The 22,426-nt window shown below is 63.4% G+C and carries 22 protein-coding genes and 1 riboswitch; of the genes, 20 read left to right on the top strand and 2 right to left on the bottom strand.

Annotated features, from left to right (window positions below; all coding sequences use genetic code 11):
- Positions 1–196: 196 nt before the first annotated feature.
- Positions 197–541 carry a hypothetical protein gene (locus tag DFO46_RS08605; RefSeq protein WP_120277018.1) on the top strand — a complete coding sequence of 115 codons (345 nt, stop codon included), beginning with the start codon at positions 197–199 and terminating at the stop codon, positions 539–541.
- A 71-nt stretch (positions 542–612) separates the two neighbouring features.
- Complete coding sequence (locus tag DFO46_RS08600; protein WP_120277017.1) at positions 613–1,662, top strand: DUF1775 domain-containing protein; 1,050 nt, start codon at positions 613–615, stop codon at positions 1,660–1,662.
- Between the two features lie 86 nt (positions 1,663–1,748).
- On the opposite strand, the gene DFO46_RS08595 is transcribed toward DFO46_RS08600, so the two are convergent.
- Positions 1,749–2,024 (bottom strand): hypothetical protein, encoded by a 276-nt coding sequence (locus DFO46_RS08595; protein WP_110793142.1) that lies wholly within the window; start codon positions 2,022–2,024, stop codon positions 1,749–1,751.
- Between the two features lie 208 nt (positions 2,025–2,232).
- Between DFO46_RS08595 and DFO46_RS08590 the strand changes: the two genes are divergently transcribed.
- From DFO46_RS08590 to cobO, 12 genes are all read left to right on the top strand, one after another.
- Positions 2,233–2,769, top strand: a complete 537-nt coding sequence (locus DFO46_RS08590; protein ID WP_120277016.1) for a flavodoxin domain-containing protein — start codon at positions 2,233–2,235, stop codon at positions 2,767–2,769.
- Positions 2,770–2,824: 55 nt separating this feature from the next.
- Complete coding sequence (crcB, locus tag DFO46_RS08585) at positions 2,825–3,202, top strand: fluoride efflux transporter CrcB (protein ID WP_110793140.1); 378 nt, start codon at positions 2,825–2,827, stop codon at positions 3,200–3,202.
- 95 nt (positions 3,203–3,297) lie between these two features.
- Positions 3,298–4,287, top strand: a complete 990-nt coding sequence (locus DFO46_RS08580) for an RluA family pseudouridine synthase (RefSeq protein WP_120277015.1) — start codon at positions 3,298–3,300, stop codon at positions 4,285–4,287.
- On the top strand, positions 4,284–4,937 hold the full coding sequence (locus DFO46_RS08575; RefSeq protein WP_120277014.1) for an HAD family hydrolase: 654 nt from the start codon (positions 4,284–4,286) through the stop codon (positions 4,935–4,937). Before DFO46_RS08580 ends, DFO46_RS08575 begins: the two co-directional genes overlap by 4 nt.
- 9 nt (positions 4,938–4,946) lie before the next feature.
- A complete protein-coding gene (locus DFO46_RS08570; RefSeq protein WP_120277013.1) occupies positions 4,947–5,753 on the top strand; it encodes an ATP12 family protein in 807 nt (268 codons plus the stop codon).
- A 59-nt stretch (positions 5,754–5,812) separates the two neighbouring features.
- Entirely contained in the window at positions 5,813–6,628 is an 816-nt protein-coding gene (locus tag DFO46_RS08565; protein WP_120277012.1) for a hypothetical protein, read from the top strand.
- A 75-nt stretch (positions 6,629–6,703) separates the two neighbouring features.
- Positions 6,704–7,072, top strand: a riboswitch (cobalamin riboswitch).
- Between the two features lie 186 nt (positions 7,073–7,258).
- Entirely contained in the window at positions 7,259–7,789 is a 531-nt protein-coding gene (gene cobU, locus DFO46_RS08560; protein ID WP_120277011.1) for a bifunctional adenosylcobinamide kinase/adenosylcobinamide-phosphate guanylyltransferase, read from the top strand.
- 3 nt (positions 7,790–7,792) lie between these two features.
- A complete protein-coding gene (cobW, locus tag DFO46_RS08555; RefSeq protein ID WP_120277010.1) occupies positions 7,793–8,869 on the top strand; it encodes a cobalamin biosynthesis protein CobW in 1,077 nt (358 codons plus the stop codon).
- 3 nt (positions 8,870–8,872) lie between these two features.
- A complete protein-coding gene (cobN, locus tag DFO46_RS08550; protein WP_120277009.1) occupies positions 8,873–12,886 on the top strand; it encodes a cobaltochelatase subunit CobN in 4,014 nt (1,337 codons plus the stop codon).
- Complete coding sequence (locus DFO46_RS08545) at positions 12,879–13,298, top strand: GFA family protein (protein WP_120277008.1); 420 nt, start codon at positions 12,879–12,881, stop codon at positions 13,296–13,298. Before cobN ends, DFO46_RS08545 begins: the two co-directional genes overlap by 8 nt.
- On the top strand, positions 13,295–13,741 hold the full coding sequence (locus DFO46_RS08540; RefSeq protein WP_120277007.1) for a GNAT family N-acetyltransferase: 447 nt from the start codon (positions 13,295–13,297) through the stop codon (positions 13,739–13,741). Before DFO46_RS08545 ends, DFO46_RS08540 begins: the two co-directional genes overlap by 4 nt.
- Complete coding sequence (cobO, locus tag DFO46_RS08535; RefSeq protein ID WP_120277006.1) at positions 13,738–14,370, top strand: cob(I)yrinic acid a,c-diamide adenosyltransferase; 633 nt, start codon at positions 13,738–13,740, stop codon at positions 14,368–14,370. The genes DFO46_RS08540 and cobO overlap by 4 nt, the downstream gene beginning before the upstream one ends.
- Before the next feature lie 3 nt (positions 14,371–14,373).
- Here the strand turns inward: cobO and DFO46_RS08530 are convergent, their stop codons facing one another.
- Positions 14,374–15,159, bottom strand: coding sequence for a TSUP family transporter (locus tag DFO46_RS08530; RefSeq protein WP_110793127.1), 786 nt, complete (start codon positions 15,157–15,159; stop codon positions 14,374–14,376).
- Positions 15,160–15,517: 358 nt separating this feature from the next.
- Here DFO46_RS08530 and DFO46_RS08525 point away from each other — a divergent pair, with 358 nt between their 5' ends.
- From DFO46_RS08525 to cobJ, 6 genes are read left to right on the top strand one after another with little or no spacing between them, the layout of a single operon-like run.
- Complete coding sequence (locus DFO46_RS08525) at positions 15,518–16,882, top strand: sirohydrochlorin chelatase (RefSeq protein WP_120277005.1); 1,365 nt, start codon at positions 15,518–15,520, stop codon at positions 16,880–16,882.
- Entirely contained in the window at positions 16,882–17,787 is a 906-nt protein-coding gene (locus DFO46_RS08520; RefSeq protein WP_120277004.1) for a cobalamin biosynthesis protein CbiG, read from the top strand. Before DFO46_RS08525 ends, DFO46_RS08520 begins: the two co-directional genes overlap by 1 nt.
- Positions 17,784–18,428, top strand: a complete 645-nt coding sequence (locus tag DFO46_RS08515) for a precorrin-8X methylmutase (protein ID WP_120277003.1) — start codon at positions 17,784–17,786, stop codon at positions 18,426–18,428. The genes DFO46_RS08520 and DFO46_RS08515 overlap by 4 nt, the downstream gene beginning before the upstream one ends.
- Positions 18,421–19,662, top strand: a complete 1,242-nt coding sequence (gene cbiE, locus DFO46_RS08510; protein WP_110793123.1) for a precorrin-6y C5,15-methyltransferase (decarboxylating) subunit CbiE — start codon at positions 18,421–18,423, stop codon at positions 19,660–19,662. The genes DFO46_RS08515 and cbiE overlap by 8 nt, the downstream gene beginning before the upstream one ends.
- Complete coding sequence (cobI, locus tag DFO46_RS08505) at positions 19,659–20,399, top strand: precorrin-2 C(20)-methyltransferase (RefSeq protein WP_120277002.1); 741 nt, start codon at positions 19,659–19,661, stop codon at positions 20,397–20,399. Before cbiE ends, cobI begins: the two co-directional genes overlap by 4 nt.
- The gene (gene cobJ / locus DFO46_RS08500) at positions 20,396–22,345 is read left to right on the top strand and encodes a precorrin-3B C(17)-methyltransferase (RefSeq protein ID WP_120277001.1); all 1,950 of its coding nucleotides are present in this window, start codon (positions 20,396–20,398) and stop codon (positions 22,343–22,345) included. Before cobI ends, cobJ begins: the two co-directional genes overlap by 4 nt.
- Positions 22,346–22,426: the final 81 nt, after the last annotated feature.

Here is a 22,426-nt window from a genome sequence, read left to right as displayed (position 1 = left end):
AGTGGGGCGGCTTGGCAAGGGGCTGCGTCGCTCTCGAACAAATAATTGTCGCTGGGGCGTCGTGCGCAGCTCTGCCTATGTCTCCGAAAGGTTGCAGGGTGCCGCGTCATCTCGCCGCTTGGCTTGGCGTGCGCATCGCGATAAAGCAATGATCCGAACGGGGACGACGATGAAGCCAACACGGAAGACAGCGACGATGATCTTGCGCATTCTATGCGCCATGGTCTTCCTGTCTGTCGGCTTTGCCCATCGCATGCCGACGGCAACGGCAAGGGAGGCGCTTTCGGTCGCCTATAGCCTGCCCGATGGGACCTTCGCCGATCTCTGCATTGCCGACGACGCGAAGAAGCATGCCAATCCTTCAGGGGATTGCGAAGCCTGCCGTCTTGCGGGTGCCATTCTTCTGCCGTCGCCCCCGGATCATGCCTGGCTTCTCAGCAGCTTTGCCAGCCTCGGCGCAGTTAAGGCGCCAGAGCCGCCGGTACGCTCCGCCCATCTGCTCGACCGTCCGCGCCTGCGCGGGCCTCCACTCTCCGCCTGATCCTTCGCAACACATCAATCGAACAGAGGATCGCCGCAGGTCGCACATGCGCCGCGGTACGGAGAATAACCATGAAGATCAAATTGCTTGCCGCCACCAGCCTCGTCGCCCTCGCTTCGGCCGGGTCCGCGTTTGCCCACGCCACCTTTGCCAATGCACCGGTTGCCGTCGGATCCTATGTCGCCGCCACCCTGCAGGTCCCGCACGGTTGCGACGGCAAGGCCACCAATGAAGTCCAGATCAAGCTGCCGGAAGGCTTCATCTCCGCCAAGCCCATGGTCAAGCCGGGCTGGGAGATCGAGATCATCAACGGCGACTACCAGAAGAGCTACGATAACCACGGCAAGGAAGTGAAGTCCGGTCCTGTCGAGATCCGCTTCAAGAACGGTGAGCTGCCGGACAATTTCTACGACACCTTCACCGTCTACGGGAAGGTCGCGGCTGGTGATCCGGCAACGGGTCTCGCATTCCCGACCGTTCAGCTTTGCGGTGCGGACGGCAAGGTCGCCTGGGACCAGATCGCAGCGCCCGGTCAGGATCCGCACGAACTCGATGGACCGGCTCCGGTCTTGAAGCTCGTCGCCGCCGAGGCCGATGCCCATGCCGGTCACGGTGCCCATGCCGGCCACGGCGATCAGGCTGCGGCCGCCGATACGCATGGCGCCCATGCCGGTCACGATGCCCATGCGGGCCATGGTGACCACATGGCGGCAACCGATCCAGGCGGCTTCCAGCCCGTGAGCCTTGGTGATCTCGACCTGACCACAGGCTTCATCAAGGCCATGCTGCCCGGTCAGCCGGTCGGTGGCGGCTTCATCACGATCACCAACAAGGGTGGGAGCGACGACCGGCTTGTATCCGCAGCATCGGACCGCGCCGGCGAGGTGCAGTTGCATGAAATGGCAATGCAGGGGGACGTCATGAAGATGCGGCAGCTGCCGGACGGCATTCCTGTCCCGTCCGGCCAGACTGTCGAACTGACGCCTGGTGGGTTGCACATGATGTTCTTCAAGGTGGCCGAGCCGTTCCAGGAAGGCCAGTCGGTCACGGTGACGCTGACATTCGAAAAGGCTGGCAAGGTCGACGTCGTGCTGCCGGTCGGGCCGGCCAAGGCCAAGTGATCCGCTTCATCAATACCTGACACAAAATGGAGCCGCGGCCGGAAACGGTCGCGGTTTTCTCGTGTTGGCTTGACGACGGTTTGCGGTCAGGCGACCGAGTTCTTGTAGGCCTCGATCGTGTCCTTGAGGGTCGCCTGTTCCAGGCGCTCCTGGCTCGCTGTGAGGAAATACAGGGCCAGCGCCGGAGGCTGGACCACGCTGACGAGAGCACGAATACGAGGGTCGTCGCCGCGGGCGGCCTTTTCAGCAAGCACCCGCGTATGGTCCTCGACATAGGAGGCGCGTGACACGCGCTGCGGCGGTTTGATCGGCTCCATCGCATAAGCGGCGGTATGGGCAGAGACTGTGACAACCTGTGTCATGGGTGTGTTCCGCAGAGTACATAACGACATTAGAATAAACTACGGGTATATATGCATCTTTAAGTCGAATTATGGTCTTTGAATAAAACTATAACGAACCAAAGGCCGCCTTTCGAGAGCGACGGACGCCGCCATTTGCGGCAGATCAAGGCGCCGGGCGCGCCGTGGGGTAGGATCTTCACAGTCCCTCACAGCAAGGAGCCGGGCCATGATCATTCTCGTCGGATATGCCTCCGTGGAAGGCCAGTCACGCAAGATCGCCGAGCGTGTGGCGGCGGAAGTCGAGGCTGCCGGAGACCGGGCTCTGCTGTTGGATATCGGGCTGGGCGGAGAATATGCCCTTGGTCATCCGGAGGCCGCCATCCTGTGCGCGCCCATTCATGCAGCCCGTTATCCTGCAGCCTTCGTTGCATTCGTCCGCCAGGAAGCCGAGTGGTTGAACAGCGTTCCCTCCGCCTTTATTTCTGTCACCCTGCTGGTCCGCAGCGAACTGGAAGAGGAACGCCAGGAGGCGCAACATTTTCCCGACGGTCTCTTGTCCGAAACCGGCTGGAAGCCGGCGATGGTGCATCATGCCGCAGGGGCGCTGCGCTACAGCGAGTATGACTTCTTCAAACGCTGGATGATGAAGCGCATGGCCGCGCAGGAAAAGGCGCCCACCGACATCCATCACGATCACGAATTCACCGACTGGACGGCACTTCGCCGTTTTGTCGCGGACTTCCGCGTGACTGCAAGGACTTGACGACGGGCCGCGCAACGGCTTGAACCGGTCCATTGCTCACGTGCCGGAGGCCGCCTTGTTCCATATCCTGCTTGTCGCCATCGGCGGGGCGATCGGTTCGGTCGCCCGGTATCTCGTCGGACTCGGCATGACCCGACTGATGGGCTTGTCCTTTCCCTGGGGCACCCTGACGGTCAACATCGTCGGTTCGTTTGCGATCGGCATTCTGACCGAACTCGTCGCCCGCCGCTTCGATGCCTCGACGGAACTGCGGCTGTTGCTGGTTGTCGGCGTTCTCGGCGGCTTCACCACCTTTTCCTCCTTCTCGCTCGACACCATGGCGCTGATCGAGCGCGGCGCGACGGCTCACGCCTTTGCCTATGTCGGCGCGAGCCTGATCCTTGCCCTGGGCGCAGCCTTTGGCGGGCTTCTGCTCGGTCGCAGCCTGTTCTGAGGCGCCGATTTCATTTCTGCTTTCCCTTCCGGGCCGAAATCAACTAAAGGCTCCGGACAAAGGGCTCTGCCCGCTTGCAGAATGAAAGAACCCAGATGGCTGGCATCGAACATATCACCGTGGAGGCAGACGAGGCCGGCATGCGCCTCGACCGCTGGTTCAAGATCCACTATCCGGGTCTCGGCTTCGGTGCCCTGCAGAAACTCCTGCGCTCCGGTCAGGTGCGTGTCGATGGCGGCCGCGTCAAGTCCGACGCCCGGGTTCAGCCCGGCCAGGTGGTGCGCATTCCGCCGATGGACGTGGACGCCAAGAAGACCGGACCGATGTCCAGTCACGACCTGAAGCATGGCGACGACCATGAACTCCTGTCGCGCATGCTGTTGCATGAGGACGAAAAGGTCTTCGTGCTCAACAAGCCCGCCGGTCTCGCTGTCCAGGGGGGCTCCGGCCTCAACCGCCATATCGATCAGATGCTCGAAGCCTGGACCAGCAAGAAGGGCGAGAAGCCGCGCCTGGTGCATCGCCTGGACCGCGACACCTCGGGCGTGCTCGTCGTCGCCCGCACGCGCGGCGCCGCCCAGAAGCTGACGGCGGCCTTCCGCGAGCGCGACACCAAGAAGATCTACTGGTCGCTGGTGAAGGGCGTGCCGCGCAAGCACGAGGACAAGATCTCGACCTGGCTTACCAAGGACCAGACCGACGAGGGCGACCGCATGCGGGTCTGCAAACATGGCGAGGAGGGCGCCGATCACGCGGTGACTTATTACCGGGTTGTCGATACCGCCGCTCAGAACCTCGCCTGGCTGGAGATGGAGCCCTATACGGGCCGCACCCATCAGCTGCGTGTCCACGCGCTCCATATCGGGCATCCGATCATCGGTGATCCCAAATACTTCATCGACGACCACAATTGGGATTTCCCCGGCGGCATCCAGAAGCGTCTGCACCTGCATGCACGCTACATCGACCTGCCGCATCCCAATGGCGGACGGCTGAAGGTGACCGCACCTCTCTCGCCGCACATGGTGCAGAGCTGGAACCTGCTCGGTTTCGACCAGCGCGACGGTGACAGGGACGCCGAATGAAGCTTGTTCTCTTCGATTGCGACGGCACGCTGGTCGACAGCGCCGGCCTGATCCATGAGGTCATGCGCCACACCTTCCGCGATTTCCAGAAGCCCGAACCGGCCTTTGCCACGACCAAGTCGATCATCGGCCTGACGCTCGACATCGCGATAGCCCGTATGGATGGCAAGCCGCATGCCGACGATGAGGCGGTTGCCATGGCGGCGCATTACAAGGCGATCTTCGCAGAGGTGCGCCGCACGTCCGGCTTCGGCGAGACTATGTTCGACGGTATCCGCGAGGTCCTCGACACGCTGATCGCGCGCGAAGATATCTGGCTGGGTGCCGTCACCGGCAAATCACGCCGTGGCCTCGAAACGATTCTTGAAGGCCATGGACTAAAACCCCATTTCCTGTTCTGCCGCACGGCGGACGACTGCCCGTCCAAGCCGCATCCGGCGATGGTCAACGAATGCTGTGACGAAGCCGGCATCGTGCCGCGCGAGACGATTGTCATCGGCGATGCGGTGTACGACATGCAAATGGCAAAAGCCGCTGGCGCGACCGCCATCGGGGTTGGCTGGGGCTATGCTGCGGTCGAGGATCTCTGGAACGCCGGGGCCGATGCCGTCGTCGAACGGCCGGCCGACCTTCTGGCCTATATTCACTAGGAGCACTTCATGCGCGACGAGCTCGACAAGGACATTTTCGGCACCTTCGTTCCGGAGCACAGCCACGAGGATCCGGTACGCCGTGCCCAGATCCAGATGAAGCGGCCGCTGCCGAAACGGTTCTACAAGGATGCTTCCATTGCAGAAGGGCCGGAGGGCTTCTCTGTCCTGCTCGACGGCAAGTCCGTGAAGACCCCGGCGAAGAAGGCGCTGACCCTGCCGACGCGTGAGGCCGCAGAACTGGTCGTGGCAGAATGGGCCGCTCAAGGTGAGCATATCGACCCGGCCAAGATGCCGATCACCAAGCTCGCGAATACCGCCATCGATGCGGTTGCCATCAGTCTTGATGACGTCTTCGACGAGATCGTGCGTTTTGCCGGAAGCGACCTTCTTTGTTACCGCGCCGATGCGCCGAAGGAGCTGGTCGAGCGCCAGGCGAAGAGCTGGGATCCGGTGCTGGCGTGGATTGCCGCCGCCCACCAGGCCCGCTTCATTCTCGTCGAGGGAGTGATGCACCAGGCCCAGCCAGCCGCAGCGATTGCCGCCTATGCGACCGCGCTCAATGCCTATCGTGAGCCGTTCCGGATTTCCTGTCTGAATGTCGTGACGACCCTGACCGGCTCTGCCGTTCTGGCACTCGCCTTCGCCGAAGGCGCATTCGATCTCGACACAGTCTGGGCGCTCGCCCATGTCGATGAAGACTGGACCAGTGAACACTGGGGCAGCGACGAGGAGGCCGAAGCCCGCCGCGAGGCGCGTTACGCGGAATACGCGGCCGCCGCCGCATTGTTTGCCGCCCTCGACCCGGCAACTTAACTTTGCGCTAACCATAATGGACCGATGCTCTGGCGGGAAGAATCACCGCCGGAGTCGTTATGACAGTTCGTCGTCTGCGCACCGCAATCGCGTTTGGGCTCGTGCTGTGCCTTGTCTCCTGTGCGAGCATCCAGGCCCGCATGTTTCCCCGGCCGCTGGTCTACTATGTTCGAAACGTCACCGTGATGGCTGACGCGCGCATGCCGCTCGATCTCATAGCCGGCGTTGACGCACGCGTGTCGGCGGCCATTGCTGCCACCAATCCGCCGCCGGGCGCCGAGCGTGTCGTGTTGATGGTCAAGATCGATCGTCTGGACAACGGCGAAGGCGCGCGCCGGCGCCTGGAGCGGGCGCATGTAAGCGTGATCGCGACCTCCGTCGAGACGGGGGACCCGGTCGCAGAAGGTCGATATGTCGTCAACGCTCCGACCAACGACCCGCGCTTTGCGCGCGCGTCGCTTGCCGAGGAAATTGCCGCGCGCATCCGCTTCGACTTTTCGCTTGCCCATCCCATGAAGCGCAGAGTCCCGGTTCGCCCCGAGATTTCGACGCGCCTGAAGACCGATCCGGAGGTTCAGGGGACGTTGCCATCACCGCCGGTGCGGGCAGCCGCAAGGCCGGCTGCTCCGGCCGCCGTGATTCCTGCCAAACCCTTGCCAGCACAGGCTCCCAAGCCGGCGTCTGAAGTGATGGCGGCTCCGCCTGTCGTCCCGACGGCAGCGCCCCAGCCGACCGCATTCCCCGCCCAGCCGGCCCGTGCTGCGGCGGAAGTGAAATCCGGCACCACGGTCGAGCAGGGTGCACGCGGCGCGGTGCGTCTCGGCACCGGCTGCGACCCGACGATTGCCAGCGATTGCCTTACGCCCAAGCCGTGATTTCCGGGCTTGGAGCTTGACGTTTTTAACGCGGGCCGATGCCGCTGCCGCGATTGACTTGGGCGGGGCCCGCGCCTAATCCTAGTCGCGGATGGTTTCCGGACGGCAGAGATGTCGCCCGGAGAGCAAAAGGGAATGCGAAGGCCTGGACCCATCCAGGGCAAGCCGAACGCAGCCGACCCCGCGACTGTATTGCAGTGAGGGTCTTCCATCCTGCCTTTTGAGATCGATGGCAACGGACCGCGCGGTGCGGTCGGCCGTCGCTTCGCGGAGGTGGGAAAAGCCACTGGAGTGGCGACACGAATAGCCGGGGCTGGACGCCTCTTTCTCTACGAATCGTCCGCCTCTTCGTGTCGCAAAAACTCCGGGAAGGCGAGGAAGACCCGCTGGCATCCGTGCCACGACCTGCGAGCCAGGAGACCTGCCATCCGTGACGGGCATAACGCCCACCTGGGGAGCAATCCCCGTTGCCAACACGGAGGTTGTCTTGGCGACGTTTGAGACATGCGGACCCTCTGGGTCCCGCAGGGGGCTCACGCCGTTTTGGCGCAGCTTCTCTGCAAAGGCGGATCCTGCGGCTCCCGAGGGGTGGCATCAGTGCGCGTCGCTGCATGGAGGCCTCGGCGCTCCATGACAACATCCCATTCCCGATCCATACTTGTTCTCGGCGGCGCCCGATCCGGCAAATCTCGTTTTGCCGAAACCATGGCGCGCGACACTGGCTTCGACCGTGTCTACCTCGCAACCGGCCGCGCCTGGGACGACGAGATGCGCGCCCGCATCGAAACACACAAGGCCGACCGTGCCGATGGTGGCTGGACGACCCATGAGGCGCCGCTCGACCTGATCGGCGCTCTGAGGGCGCTCGACCGACCCGGCCGGGTCATCCTCGTCGACTGCCTGACGCTGTGGGTTACCAATCTGATGATGGAAGAGGGCCGTGACGTCGACGCAGAAGGTGCAGCACTCGCCGCCATGCTCGGCGACCTCCAGGCCACCGTCATCTTCGTCACCAACGAAGTCGGCCTTGGCATCGTGCCCGAAAACAGGATGGCCCGCGCCTTCCGCGACCATGCCGGTCGTCTCCACCAATCGATCGCCGCGCAAGTGGCTGAAGTCTATTTCGTCGCGGCCGGACTGCCGCTGAAAATGAAGGGTTGAACCATGTTGCAGCAAAAGATCCCCGCCACCGTGATCACCGGTTTCCTCGGCGCGGGCAAGACCACCATCATCCGCAACATGCTGATGAATGCCGGCGGCAAGAAGATCGCGCTGATCATCAACGAATTCGGCGATCTCGGCGTCGATGGCGACGTGTTGAAGGGCTGCGGCGCCGACAACTGCACCGAGGACGACATCATCGAGCTCACCAATGGCTGTATCTGCTGCACCGTTGCCGACGATTTCGTGCCGACCATGCAGAAGCTGCTCGACCGTGACGTGAAGCCCGACCACATCGTCATCGAGACCTCGGGCTTGGCGCTGCCACAGCCGCTGGTCGCCGCCTTCAATTGGCCGGATATCCGCACCCGCGTGACGGTCGACGGTGTCGTGACCGTTGTCGACAGTGCTGCCGTTGCTGCCGGCCGATTTGCCGACGACCATGACGCGGTCGCCGCCCAGCGGGCGGAGGACGACAGTGTCGACCATGAAAGCCCGATTGAGGAACTCTTCGAGGATCAGCTCACCTGCGCTGACCTGATCGTCCTCAACAAGACCGACCTGCTCGACGCTGCCGGCATTGCCGCCGTGCGCGCCGAGGTGACCGGCCGCACCAGCCGCAAGCCCTCGATGATCGAGGCAAAGAACGGCGAAGTGCCCTCGCTGGTTCTGCTCGGCATCGGCGCCAGCACCGAAGATGACATCGAAAACCGCAAGTCGCATCACGAGCTGGAGCACGAGGCGCTGCATGCCTCCGGCGAAGACCACGACCATCATCATGACCACGACGAGTTCGAAAGCTTCGTTTTGAAGCTCGGCGCGATCAAGGACGCTTCCGAATTCATCGACCGCCTGAAGCCTGTCATCGAAAAGCACGACATCCTGCGCCTCAAGGGCTTCATCGACGTTCCCGGCAAGCCGATGCGCCTCGTCATCCAGGCCGTCGGTACCCGCATTGATACCTATTTCGATCGCCCCTGGGCGAGCGGCGAGAAGCGCGAGACGCGCATTGTCGTCATCGGTCTGCATGAATGGGACTTCGGTTCTATCGTCGAGGACGTCCAGGCGGCGGCCGGCTGATCCATGCATCTGCTTCTCGCCCAGAAGGGATCGATCAGCGACGGCGACGAGGCGATTGATCTCGGCCAGACGCCGGGGGATATTCTCTTCCTCTCGGCGGCCGACACGGAGCTTGCGGCGATTGCGGCGGCCGTGGAGGCGAGGGGCGGAGACGCGCTGCGCTGGCGGCTTGCCAGTCTGATGACACTCAAGCATCCTATGTCGGTCGATACCTACATCGAACGCACGGCGCGCCATGCGCGGCTGATCGTGGTCAGGGCGCTGGGAGGAGCTAGCTACTTCCACTATGCGCTGGAGGCGCTGCATGCCTCAGGCCGCCGCAGCGGTGCTGTGATCATCGTGCTGCCCGGTGACGACAAGCCGGATGAGGGGCTTTCGCCGTTTCAGAACAGCTCAGACGAGGACCGCAGCGCGCTGTGGACCTATCTGACCGAAGGCGGTGCGGGGAATGCCTCGGCTTTTGTCGCCTATGCCGAGGCTATTCTCGATGGCACCGACCGACCGGAACCTGCGCGTCCGCTGCTGAAAGCCGGAATCTGGTGGCCGGGCAGGGGCGTGATCGGGGTTGAGGAATGGGAGAGGCTGGCGTTTTCGGCACCCCCCTCTGGCCTGCCGGCCATCTCCCCCACAAGGGGGGAGAGTGGCTTTGCGGCCGGCGGCGTGCCTCCTTCTCCCCGTTCACGGGGAGAAGGTGCCCGAAGGGCGGATGAGGGGCAAAGTACCGAGCAAGAGCAGCCCCTCACCCTGACCCTCTCCCCGCAGGCGGGGAGAGGGAATGTTGCCCCGCTCTGCTTCTACCGCGCCCTTGTCCAGAGCGGCGAAACGGCACCCGTCGAAGCCATGGTCGAAGCCTTGCAGGCCAAGGGCCTCATCCCGCTGCCGGTCTTCGTGTCGAGCCTCAAGGACCAGGTCTCGGTCGACACGCTGCGCGCCATCTTCACCCGCTTCCCGCCATCCGTGGTGATCAACACAACAGGCTTCGCCGTCTCGACACCTGGCGCGGAAAAGCCGTCGACGGTGCTCGACGAGACCGGAGCAGTGGTCCTGCAGGCGATCTTCTCGTCCTCGCCGCGCGCCACCTGGGAGGCCTCGACCCAAGGCCTGAGTGCCCGCGACCTCGCCATGAGCGTCGCCCTGCCGGAGGTCGATGGCCGGGTGCTGACCCGCGCCGTCTCGTTCAAATCGAAGGCGCGGTTCGACGAGCGGGTCGAGGCCAATCTTGTCAGTCACGAGCCGGATGTCGGTCGCATGCGTTTCGTCGCCGAACTCGCCGCAAATTGGGCGAGGCTTCGCGCGACCGAGCCGGCAAAGCGGCGCGTGGCATTGGTCATGGCGAACTATCCGAACCGCGACGGACGACTTGGCAATGGCGTTGGTCTCGATACGCCTGCCGGAACGATCGAAGTGATGCGCGCCATGCGCGATGCCGGTTACGATGTCAGCGATCTGCCCGTCGACGGCGATGCGCTGATGCTAGCGCTGATGGCGGGACCGACCAATGCGGCAAACGATGGGCGGGAGATCCGTGAACAGCTTTCACTAAGCGATTACAAATCCTTCCTTGAAGGTCTTCCCAAAGAAGTTCAGGAACGCGTGGCCGCGCGCTGGGGTGCGCCGGAAACCGATCCCTTCCATCTCGATGGTGCCTTTGCGCTCCCGCTGATGCGCTTCGGCAAGCTCATGATCGGCATCCAGCCGGCCCGCGGCTACAACATCGATCCCAAGGAAACCTACCACTCGCCGGATCTCGTGCCGCCGCATGGCTATTTCGCCTTCTACGCCTTCCTGCGGCGGGAATTCGAAGCGCAGGCCATCATCCACATGGGCAAACACGGCAATCTCGAATGGCTGCCGGGCAAGGCGCTGGCGCTTTCGGAAACCTGTTTCCCCGAAGCCGTTTTCGGACCGCTCCCGCATCTCTATCCCTTCATCGTCAACGATCCCGGCGAGGGCACGCAGGCGAAGCGCCGCAGCTCCGCCGTGATCATCGACCACCTGACGCCGCCTTTGACGCGGGCCGAGAGCTATGGCCCGCTGAAGGACCTGGAGGCGCTGGTCGACGAGTATTACGAAGCCGCAGGCGGTGACCCGCGCCGGCTCGTTCTCTTGAAGAAGCAGATCCTGGAACTGATCGCCGATATAGGCCTCGACCAGGATGCGGGGATTGCCAAGGATGAGGCGGAAGATCAGGCGCTCGAAAAGCTGGACGCCTATCTCTGCGACCTCAAGGAAATGCAGATCCGCGACGGGCTGCACATCTTCGGGCTTGCTCCTCAGGGACGATTGCTGACGGATCTTGTCGTTGCGCTGGCGCGGGTGCCGAGGGGCCAGGGCGAGGGTGGAGATGCAAGCCTGCAGCGCGCAATTGCGAGGGATCTTGATTTGCTCTCCCCCCTTGTGGGGGAGAACGGGATCGTGGCCGGCGGCGTGCCCCCTTCTCCCCGCCTGCGGGGAGAAGGTGCCCGAAGGGCGGATGAGGGGCATATGTTCGACCCCCTCGACTGCGTCATGTCCGATCCGTGGTCAGGCCCGCAACCCGCTGTCCTATCCGATGTCACCGACGCCCCCTGGCGCACCCATGGCGACACTGTCGAGCGCATCGAACTCCTCGCCGGTAAACTGGTTGCCGGCGAGATCGCCTGCCCGGAGGACTGGCCGCGCACCCGTGCTGTTATCGCCGAGATCGAAACGCGCCTCAAACCCGCCGTCGTGTCTTCCGGCCCCGCCGAAATCGAGGGCCTGCTGAAAGGGCTCGCCGGCCAGTTCGTGCCCCCCGGTCCCTCCGGCGCTCCGACCCGTGGGCGGCCAGACGTGCTGCCGACCGGCCGAAACTTCTACTCCGTCGACAGCCGCTCCGTACCGACACCGGCGGCTTACGAACTCGGCAAGAAATCCGCCGAATTGCTGATCCAGCGTTATGTGCAGGATCATGGCGAATGGCCCACCTCCTTCGGCATCACCGCCTGGGGCACGTCGAACATGCGCACCGGCGGCGACGATATCGCTCAAGCCTTGGCGTTGATCGGCGTCAAGCCGCTCTGGGACATGGCCTCGCGGCGCGTCACCGGCTTCGAGGTAATCCCGATGGCGATCCTCGGGCGGCCGCGTGTCGATGTCACCCTGCGCATCTCCGGCTTCTTCCGCGACGCGTTTCCGGAGCAGATCGCGCTGTTCGACAAGGCGGTGCGGGCTGTGTCAGCGCTCGATGAAGATGAGGGTGATAACCCGATTGCGGCGCGCGTGCGGGCGGAAACAGAGAAATTTAAAGGCGAAGGGCTGGACGACAAGCAGGCCTCCCGCCGTGCCGGCTACCGCGTCTTCGGTTCCAAGCCCGGCGCCTATGGCGCGGGCCTGCAGGCCCTGATCGATGAGAAGGGCTGGACCGACCGCGCCGATCTCGCCGAAAGCTATCTCGTCTGGGGCGGCTATGCCTATGGCGCTGGCGAAGAGGGCAAGGCGGAACGCGGGTTGTTCGAAGAACGGCTGCGCTCGGTCCAGGCCGTGGTGCAGAACCAGGACAATCGGGAACACGACCTTCTCGACAGCGACGACTACTACCAGTTCGAGGGCGGCATGACGGCGGCGATCGAACACGTCGCGGGTGTAAGGCCCAAGGTCTATCACAACGACCACTCGCGGCCGGAAAAGCCCGTCATCCGCAGTCTCGAGGAAGAGATCGGCCGTGTCGTGCGCGCCCGTGTCGTCAATCCCAAATGGATCGAGGGCGTCATGCGCCACGGCTACAAGGGCGCTTTCGAGATCACGGCTACTGTTGACTACATGTTCGCCTTTGCCGCAACGACGGGCGCCGTCCGCGATCACCATTTTGAAGCCGTCTACCAGGCATTTGTTCTCGATGAGCGCGTCCGCGACTTCATGGCCGAGAAGAATGCCCCCGCCCAGAAGGAGCTCGCCGAACGTTTGATCGAAGCGATCGAGCGCGGTCTGTGGACGCCGAAGAGCAATTCGGCCAAGTTCACCCTCGTGGAGATGACGCAGGGAGAGCAACATGCCTGACATGCAAACCGGAGAACCTCAGGCTTTGAGCGGCCACTGCCTGTGTGGCGGCGTGCGGTTCACGGCGAGAGGCCTGGTTACGGCCTCCGGCCATTGCCACTGCGAAAGCTGCCGGCGTGCGACCTCTTCGCCGATCACCACGTTTTTCACGATGCCTCGGGAGGGGGCCAAGCTGACCGGTGAGAGCCTGCGCTTTTATGCGTCTTCGCCGGGCGTCAAGCGCGGCTTTTGCGCAACCTGCGGCGCCCCCATGTCGTTTGAAACCGAAAGGCGCCCCGGTGATATCGACCTCTACGTGGCGAGCCTCGATGCGGGCTTATCCGTCCCCATCCGCGAGCATTGGCATTGGGACGAGCGCGTCGACTGGTTGCATGTGGATGACGCACTGCCGAAAAGTGAGGGTGGCGTATGACGGTCGCGTTTGAGATCGAGCGCATTGACGGCGGCGACCCTGCGCTGCCCGACGCGGTCGATGCCATCCTCGATGACGCAGCTGCGGCCCTGGGGCGACCCTTCGAAGGTCTGAGGGTGCACCTTCGGGTCCGCGATTCCGATGGGAACTTGCTGGGTGGACTGGTCGGCGCCCATCTCCAGCGCTGGTTTTTCGTCAAGCTTCTCGCAGTCTCGCCCGAGGCACGAGGAAGCGGGATCGGTTCGCTCCTCCTTCGCAAGGCGGAGGCGATCGCGCGCGACGAGGGGCTGGTCGGCATCTATCTCGATACATTCGAGTTTCAGGCGCCCAGATTTTATGTGCGTGAGGGCTACCAGGAGATCGGCCGGCTGCCGAAAGTCGGGGATGCGCCGCAGCGCATCTGGTTTGCCAAACAATTCAACAGTTCCGGGAGTAAAGAATGACCGAGGAAACGACCCACAGCCCCGAGGCGGATCTTGCTCGCCACGCCGAGAAGATGGCGAAGAAGAAGGCCGCGCGTGACAAGATCATGGCGACGAAAACCGGCGAGAAGGGCCTGATCATCGTTCACACAGGCAAGGGCAAGGGCAAGTCGTCGGCTGCCTTCGGCATGATCTTCCGCCACATCGCGCACGGCAAGAAATGCGCCGTCGTTCAGTTCATCAAGGGCGCCATGTCGACCGGCGAGCGTGACCTGATCCTCAGGCATTTTTCAGATCTCTGCGAATTCCACACCATGGGCGAGGGCTTCACCTGGGAAACGCAGGACAAGGCGCGCGATATCGCGATGGCGCAGGCGGCCTGGGAGAAGGCCAAGGAGTTGATCCGCGATCCAGCCAATTCCATGGTTCTTCTCGACGAGATCAATATCGCGATCCGTTACGACTACATCGATCTTGGCGAGGTACTGGAGTTCCTGGCGACCGAAAAGCCTGACATGACCCATGTCGTCTTGACCGGACGCAATGCCAAGGACGAGCTGATCGAGCTTGCCGATCTCGTCACCGAGATGGAACTGGTGAAGCATCCGTTCCGCTCGGGAATTAAGGCCCAGATCGGGGTGGAGTACTGATAATCAGATCCCGATCCACACCCGGATCGGGTTGGTCGGGTCGGCCAAGAGCTTGATGGCGAGGGCCACGCAGGTGACGACCAGAAGCGGCTTGATGATCTTCGCACCCTGGCGCATGGCAAACCGCGATCCGGTCTGAGCGCCGAGGAACTGGCCGGCGCCCATCAGGAGGCCGACTTTCCACAGGATCACGCCACTGGCGAGGAACACCATAAATGCCCCGAGATTGGAGCCGAGGTTCAAAAGCTTCGTATGCGCCGTGGCCTTCAGCAGGCCGAAACCGGCAAGCGAGACGAAGGCGAGCATGAAAAACGATCCGGTGCCGGGGCCGAAGACACCATCATAGAGGCCGATCAGCGGTACAAGCGTCACGCCGAAGACAAACGGCGTCAAGCGCTGATGGCGGTCTTCGTCGGAAATGTTCGGCTTCAGCGCAAAATAGAGCGCGATGGCAACGAGCAGGAAAGGCATGAGCACCCGCAGCACATCTCCAGGTACCACGGTTGCGATCAGCGCGCCGATGGCACCTCCGAGGACGGCCATGACAGCCATCGGCAGCTGCTTTTTCAGGTCCACATGGCCCTTCCGCGCATAGGCGATGGTGGCAGACCCGGCACCGAACATCGACTGCAGCTTGTTGGTCCCCAGTGTCTCCAGCGGCGGAATGCCCGCGATCAGCATGGCGGGAATGGTGATCAATCCGCCGCCGCCGGCGATCGAATCGATGAAGCCGGCGATAAAGGCGGCAATGAACAGCAGCAGCAGGGCTTGAAAAGCGAGATCGACCACAGAGAGACTCGGATGAGGTTTTGCACGCGGGCAGGGAAGGTGCGTTGTTGTGGACCAATCGCCTCGGCGACGCAACCGCGCTCCTGTTTCGGAGAGGTCGCTCAAGGGAGATTCTGTGGAAGGGCGTTTCCGTCACATAAAGCGCCGCAATCCGGTTTGACCGCTTTGCCGCCCTCCGTTAAAGCTCAAGGTAATGTGCGACGGCGCCTGTTCGACAGGCTGGAAATAGTCCGGTGCGGCTGACCCAATCAGGGGGCCAATTCCGGAGCTGTCCCAAAGGCCATGGACCACGCCTCAGGAGGCGGACGGTTCGGCGCTTCGTACAGGTACAAAAAACGAAGCAGGGAGGCCTTTAGTGATGGCAGAAAAACTCGGAATCATGGTTTGCGGCCACGGCAGCCGCAATCAGAACGCGGCAAAGGAATTCGCCGTGATCGCGGAGGCGCTGCGCGCCCGCAACCCCGACATGCCCGTGGAATACGGCTACCTCGAATTCTGCAACCCGGTGATTTCGGCTGGTCTCGATAGCCTGCGCGAGCAGGGTGTGACCCGCGTGCTGGCGGTCCCCGGCATGCTCTTTGCTGCAGGACACGCGAAGAACGACATTCCTTCGGTCCTCAACACCTATCAGGCCCAGAACCCGGGCATGGTGATCAACTACGGTCGCGAACTCGGCATCGACGTGAAGATGATCCGTGCTGCCGGCGACCGGATCCAGACCGCCCTTGACGAGGCGAACGAGACGCTCGGTTTCGTCGAGAAGCACGACACGCTGTTGATGGTCGTCGGTCGCGGCTCGTCGGATCCGGACGCCAATTCCAACGCCACCAAGGTCATGCGCATGCTCTGGGAAGGCATGGGCTTCGGCTGGGGTGAGACGTGCTACTCGGGCGTGACCTTCCCGCTGGTCGAACCGGGCCTGACCCATGCCGCCAAGCTCGGCTACAAGCGCATCATCGTCTTCCCTTACTTCCTCTTCACCGGCGTGCTGGTGAAGCGCATTTACAGCTATACCGACGAGGTGGCGGAGCGTTACCCCGACATCCAGTTCGTCAAGGCGAGCTATCTCAACGACCACCCGCTGGTGCTCGATGCTTTCCAGGATCGGGTCAAGGAGATCCTTGAGGGGGCGGCGGTGATGAACTGCCAGATGTGCAAATATCGCGAGCAGGTGCTCGGCTTCGAGGCGGACGTCGGCCAGCCGCAGGAGAGCCACCACCACCATGTCGAGGGCATTGGCGGTGGGCTGGAGAACTGTCCGTGCAAGGGCGACTGTGACGCCTCCTGTCGCGATCCTGATTTCTGTCGCGAGCATGGTCTGCCGTGGACGCCGGTGCACAGCCATGCCGAACCGGCAAGCCTTGAGCCGGTGCCGGTCGAGACCTCGTTCGACTACGCGCCGTCCTTCTCGCTCGGCGGCAAATATGCTGCCCTCAAGGACAAGACACCGGATGCCGATCTGCAGGCCGTGATGGACGCACCGTCGTCCGGCAGGCCGGCGCATCATGAGCACGGCCCGAACTGCGGCTGCGGTCACCACGATCACGACCACCGGCACGACCACCTGCACGATCATCATGATCATGGGCACTCCCATGATCACAACCACCACCACGGCCACAGTCATGGTCACGACCATGCGCACGGCCACGACCATCACCATGCGCCTTACCCCCATGCTGACCATCCGCTTGGGCCGAAATCGATGCAGAAGAAGAAGTAATGCCGCTGTTCGATCGCTATCTGATCGTCGACTGGTCGGGCGCCGGGCAACCGGTGACGGGCAAGAACTCGCTCTGGGCGTGTCTCGCCCGGCGTGAGGACGATCAGACTGTGATCGACTGGATTGCGAATTTCCCCACCCGGCATTCTTTCATGGAGCGCCTCGACGCGGTCGTGGGCTGTACATTGGCACAAGGCAAACGCCTTCTCTGCGGTTTCGATTTCGCATTTGGCTATCCGGCCGGCACCGCCGAGCGGCTGACGGGCAGGGCGGATTGGCGGGCCCTCTGGCGCAAGATCGCGGATGAAATTGAGGATGCGCCTGATAACCGCAACAACCGCTTCGATCTGGCGTCCCGCTGGAATGCCCGTTATTTTGCCGAAACGCCGCGCTTCTGGGGGCATCCGCACCAGCATGCCTATCCGGCGCTGTTTCCCAGACGGCCTGCGGCCCCAACCTCTGCGCCGTTGTGCCTCCGTCTGTCGGAGCGTTTTGCCAAGGGGGCAAAAGCAGTTTGGCAATTGGCCTATAACGGGTCCGTGGGCAGCCAGACCCTGCTCGGAATTGCCCGGCTGTCACGCTTTCTCGACGAGAGCGGTCATGGGGACCGCGTCTCGGTCTGGCCGTTCGAAACCGGCTTTGCCACGTCTTTCGGAAAGCCGGTTGTCTTTGCCGAGATCTATCCGTCTTTGTTCACGCTGTATGGCGACGATGTGGTCAAGGATCAGGCTCAGGTGCGGACGGTCGCCGAAGCATTCGGGCAGTTCGACGGGGACGGTCGGCTTGCAGCGCTGCTCGCTCGTCCGCAGATGCTCAGCGACGAGGAGGTGGCAACGGCAATCTCTGACGAGGGGTGGGTGCTCGGCATCGGACATCGGGAGCTTGCGCGGGGGATGGCTGGATGACCGCACCCCTCGACTACATCCGCGACCCCGCTGAAATCTACCGGCAATCCTTCGCAACGATCCGTGCGGAGGCGGAACTTCAGCGCTTCCCGCCCGTCCTTCAACCGCTTGTCATCCGCCTCATCCATGCCTGTGGCATGGTCGATCTTGCTGACGATATACGCTGGTCAGACGGTGCCTTTGACGCCGGCGCTGCTGCGCTTCAGAAGGGCGGGCCAGTTCTCGTCGATGTCGAGATGGTTCGCCACGGCATCATCCGTCGTCTGCTGCCTGCCGAAAACGAGATCCTCTGCCTCTTGAATGACGAACGGGTCCGCCCGAAGGCCGAGGAGATCGGCAATACACGATCAGCGGCCCAGGTCGATCTCTGGGATAAACATCTCGAAGGCGCCGTGGTGGCGATCGGCAACGCGCCGACGGCGCTTTTTCGCCTGCTCGAGCGGATTGATTCAGGCGCTCCAAAGCCGGCGCTCATTCTCGGTTTCCCGGTCGGTTTCGTCGGCGCCGCCGAAAGCAAGGACGAACTGATCGCCAATTCCAGGGGCATTCCCTATATCGCCGTGCGCGGTCGGCGAGGCGGCTCGGCGATAGCGTCGGCAGCGGTGAATGCGCTGGCAGGAGGGCTCGGCACCAATGTCTGATCATGCGCACGGCCCTTGGCTTACCATCATCGGCATCGGCGACAACGGGTTGGAAAGCCTCACACCCGAGGCGCAGGCTGTCGTCTGGCAGGCGGAAACACTCGTCATCGGCGAGAGGTTGGATGCGGTCATTGACGGTTCCAGCCTTCCCGATCTGAAGCGCATCCTCACCTGGGGCGCCGGTTTTCGCGAGACGCTGGCGGAAATTCTGAAGTTGCGCGGTACGCCGGTGACGGTGCTGGCGACCGGAGACCCCATGCACTTCGGCATCGGCGCGACGCTGAGGCGTTACGTCGCCGCCGAAGAAATGATCGTGCTGCCGAGTCCGTCGGCCTTTTCGCTCGCCGCCGCGCGGCTCGGCTGGCCGCTGCAATCGGTAACGCAGATCTCGCTTCATGGCCGACCGCTGACCTTCCTCAATCGCCATGTTCTGCCACGTGCCCGCATTCTGGCACTGACATCTGATGCCTCGACCGTGCAGGCCGCGTCGGTGCTGCTGGCCGAACGCGGATTTGGTGCGTCGGTCCTGCATGTGCTGGAGCACATGGGGAGCCAACGCGAGCGCATCCTGCGCATGACGGCGCTGGACATGGCCGGGACCTGCCCTGCCATGTCGGACTTCAACACGCTCGCCATCGACTGCGCACAAGACGGACCTCTGCTGGCGCCGGTACCGGGCCTGCCGGACGAAGCCTTCCGCCATGACGGACAACTCACCAAGCGGGAGATCCGCGCCGCGACTCTCGCGCAACTCGCGCCCTTTCCGAATGCGCTTCTTTGGGACGTTGGCGCCGGTTGCGGCTCTGTTGCCATCGAATGGATGCGCACAGGCATGGGGACAAAGGCCATCGCGATCGAGGCCAAGCCCGAGCGACTGGCCATGATCCGGGACAATGCGGAGATCCTCGGCGTGCCGGACCTGGAAATCATCGAGGGGACGGCGCCTGCGGCCTTGGCCGGCCTCAGGCGTCCCGACGTCATCTTCATCGGCGGCGGTATCAGCGGTGAGGGCCTGTTCGAGGCCTGCTGGTCGGCACTCGGTCCAGGTGGCCTGCTGGTCGCCAATGCCGTGACCATCGAAGGGGAGGCCCGATTGGCGCATCTGCGCGGGCTGCATGGCGGCGAATTGGTCCGCATTCAGGTGGCGCGCGCCGCCCCGGTGGGCCGCTATTGCGGCTGGAAGTCGCTGATGCCGGTCACGATGTGGACGGCAGTGAAGGGAGAGGCTGAATGACCGGCAAGCTCTACGGCCTCGGCCTCGGTCCCGGCGATCCGGAATTGCTGACGTTGAAGGCGCATCGCATCCTGACGCAATGCCCCGTCATTGCCTATCCGGCGCCCGATACCGGTCCGAGTTTTGCACGCCAGATCGCGGCCCCGTACCTGACCACCGCGCAGCTTGAAGTGCCGATTGTCGTGCCGATGCGGGTTGAGCGGTTTCCGGCCCAGGACATATACACCCAGGCAGCCGAGGTGCTTTCACGTCACCTTGATGCGGGATCGGATGTGGCGGTCCTCTGTGAAGGAGACCCCTTTTTCTACGGTTCGTTCATGTATCTCTTTGAGCGGCTTGCCGATCGTTATCCGACCGAAGTGGTCCCGGGGGTCTCCTCGATGATGGCGGCGGCTGCGGGTCTGGGGAGACCGCTTGCGGCGCGCAACGACGTGTTGACCGTTCTGCCTGGCCCGCTGCCGGATGACGAACTCGCAGCGCGCATCGAGGCCTCCGGCGCTGTTGCCATCATCAAGCTTGGGCGGCACTTCGCCCGTATCCGCGCGCTGATCGAAAGTCTCGGACTGACCGCGCAGGCCGGATATGCAGAGCGGGTCAGCCTTGCCGAACAGAAGCTCACACCGCTAGCCGATGTGGCAGAGGATACCGCCCCCTACTTCTCCATGATCCTGATCTACAAGGGCGAGGAGCGCTGGCATCCGGCGCTGGCGAAGACGCTCGGAAGTGAGGGCCGATGACGGGTCTCTCTGCAACTCCGGGCAAACCCGCCGTCGTCATCCTGAGTGAGGCCGCCGCTTCACTGGGCCGCCGCATTGCCGAGCACATCGGGGGAGAGGTGCATGGCGCAGCCTCGCGTGTCTCAAAGGCAGATTTTCGCTTTGCATCTGCCAAAGACCATGTCCAGGCGCTGTTTGCTGCCGGTCGGCCCATCGTGGCCGTGATGGCTTCTGGCGCTCTGATCCGGCTTCTGGCGCCGCTCTTGTCCGACAAACACTCGGAACCGCCAGTGCTTGCTGTCGCCGAGGACGGCTCTGCTGTGGTGCCTTTGCTCGGTGGCCACCACGGGGCGAACGACCTGGCTCGCCAGATTGCCGGCGTCCTCGGCGCGTGCGCTGCGATCACCACGGCGGGCGACTTGAAATTCGGCGTTGCCCTCGACCAGCCGCCGGAAGGCTGTGTGCTTGCCAATCCGCAGGACGCCAAGACCGTCATGGCGGAACTTGTCGCGGGCGCTGGCGTGCGGCTCGACCTTCCGTCTCCCCGCTTGCGGGGAGAAGGTGCCCGAAGGGCGGATGAGGGGCTGCTTGAGCCCGGCGCGCAAGACCTGCCCCTGACCCCAACCCTCTCCCCTCAGGCGGGGCGAGGGCGTGTCGCCGACTGGCTCATCCAATCCAGACTTCCATTTGAACAAGAGGCCCGCGTGACGCTCTCCGTGACCGACCAACAGAAGACCGCAGGCGAACTTGAACTCGTCTATCATCCGAAGACCCTGGTGCTCGGCATGGGCTGCGAGCGGCATGCAAAGCCCGAAGAGGCGATCACGCTCGCCAAGGAAGCTATGACCAAGGGTGGTTTCGCGAGGGAAAGCCTGGCCGCCGTCTGCTCGATTGATTTGAAGGCAGACGAGGCGGCGATCCATGCGGTGGCCGCCCATTTCGGCGTGCCGGCCCGGTTCTTCGCGGCGGCCACGCTGGAAGCCGAGGCGCCACGTCTGAAGAACCCGTCCGAGGTGGTCTTTGCCGAAGTCGGCTGCCACGGCGTGGCCGAGGGTGCCGCCCTTGCCGCAGTTGGGTCGGAAGGCGAACTCGTCGTCGAAAAGATCAAGTCGAAGGGTGCGACGGCGGCCATCGCACGGGCCGCTGACATCGTTGATTCCAAGACGATCGGCCGTGCACGCGGCACGCTCTTCGTCGTCGGGATCGGACCGGGTTCGGAGGGCTGGCGCTCGCCCGAGGTCTCGCGCATGGTCGCAGCCTCCACCGATCTCGTGGGTTATTCGCTTTATCTCGATCTGCTTGGATCCCTGACCGACGGCAAGACGCGCCACGATTTCGATCTCGGCAAGGAGGAGGCCCGCGTCGTGCATGCCATGGAACTTGCGGGCGAGGGAAAGACCGTGGCGCTGGTCTGCTCCGGTGACGCCGGCATCTATGCCATGGCGACGCTCGTCTTCGAGCTCTTCGACAAGGGCGGAATCACCGATGCCGCGAGCCGCATCGAAGTGCAGGTCTCGCCGGGCATATCCGCACTGCAGGCGGCTGCCGCCCGCATCGGTGCGCCGCTCGGCCATGATTTCTGCACCATCTCGCTGTCGGATCTTCTGACCCCCTGGGAGCATATCCAGCGTCGGGTGAAGGCGGCGGGCGAGGGTGATTTTGTCATCGCCTTCTACAATCCCGTCTCGATGAAGCGCCGTACGCAGCTCGCTTATGCCCGAGACGAATTGCTGAAATATCGCCCGGCCTCGACGCCGGTCATCCTTGCGACCAATCTCGGCCGCGAGGGCGAGAACGTGCGCACCGTGCCGCTCGGTGCGTTGAATGTCGACGATGTCGACATGCTGACGGTCGTGGTGGTCGGTTCGTCGGAGAGCCGGACGGTGAAGACGGGTGACGGCAAGACCTGGGTCTATACGCCACGCGGGTACTCCGGGAAGGCGGATACGGGGATGAAGGGCGACTGAGAATTCAGGGCGCATGAGGCCCCTCATCCACCCTTCGGGCACCTTCTCCCCACAGGCGGGGAGAAGGCTGGAGCGGCCGGC

This window comes from Rhizobium sp. AG855, assembly GCF_003610655.1.
GTDB classification, from domain to species: Bacteria; Pseudomonadota; Alphaproteobacteria; order Rhizobiales; family Rhizobiaceae; genus Allorhizobium; species Allorhizobium wuzhouense.
Note: the sequence above shows the minus strand (reverse complement) of the source record. Positions and strands in the feature narration are given on the sequence as shown.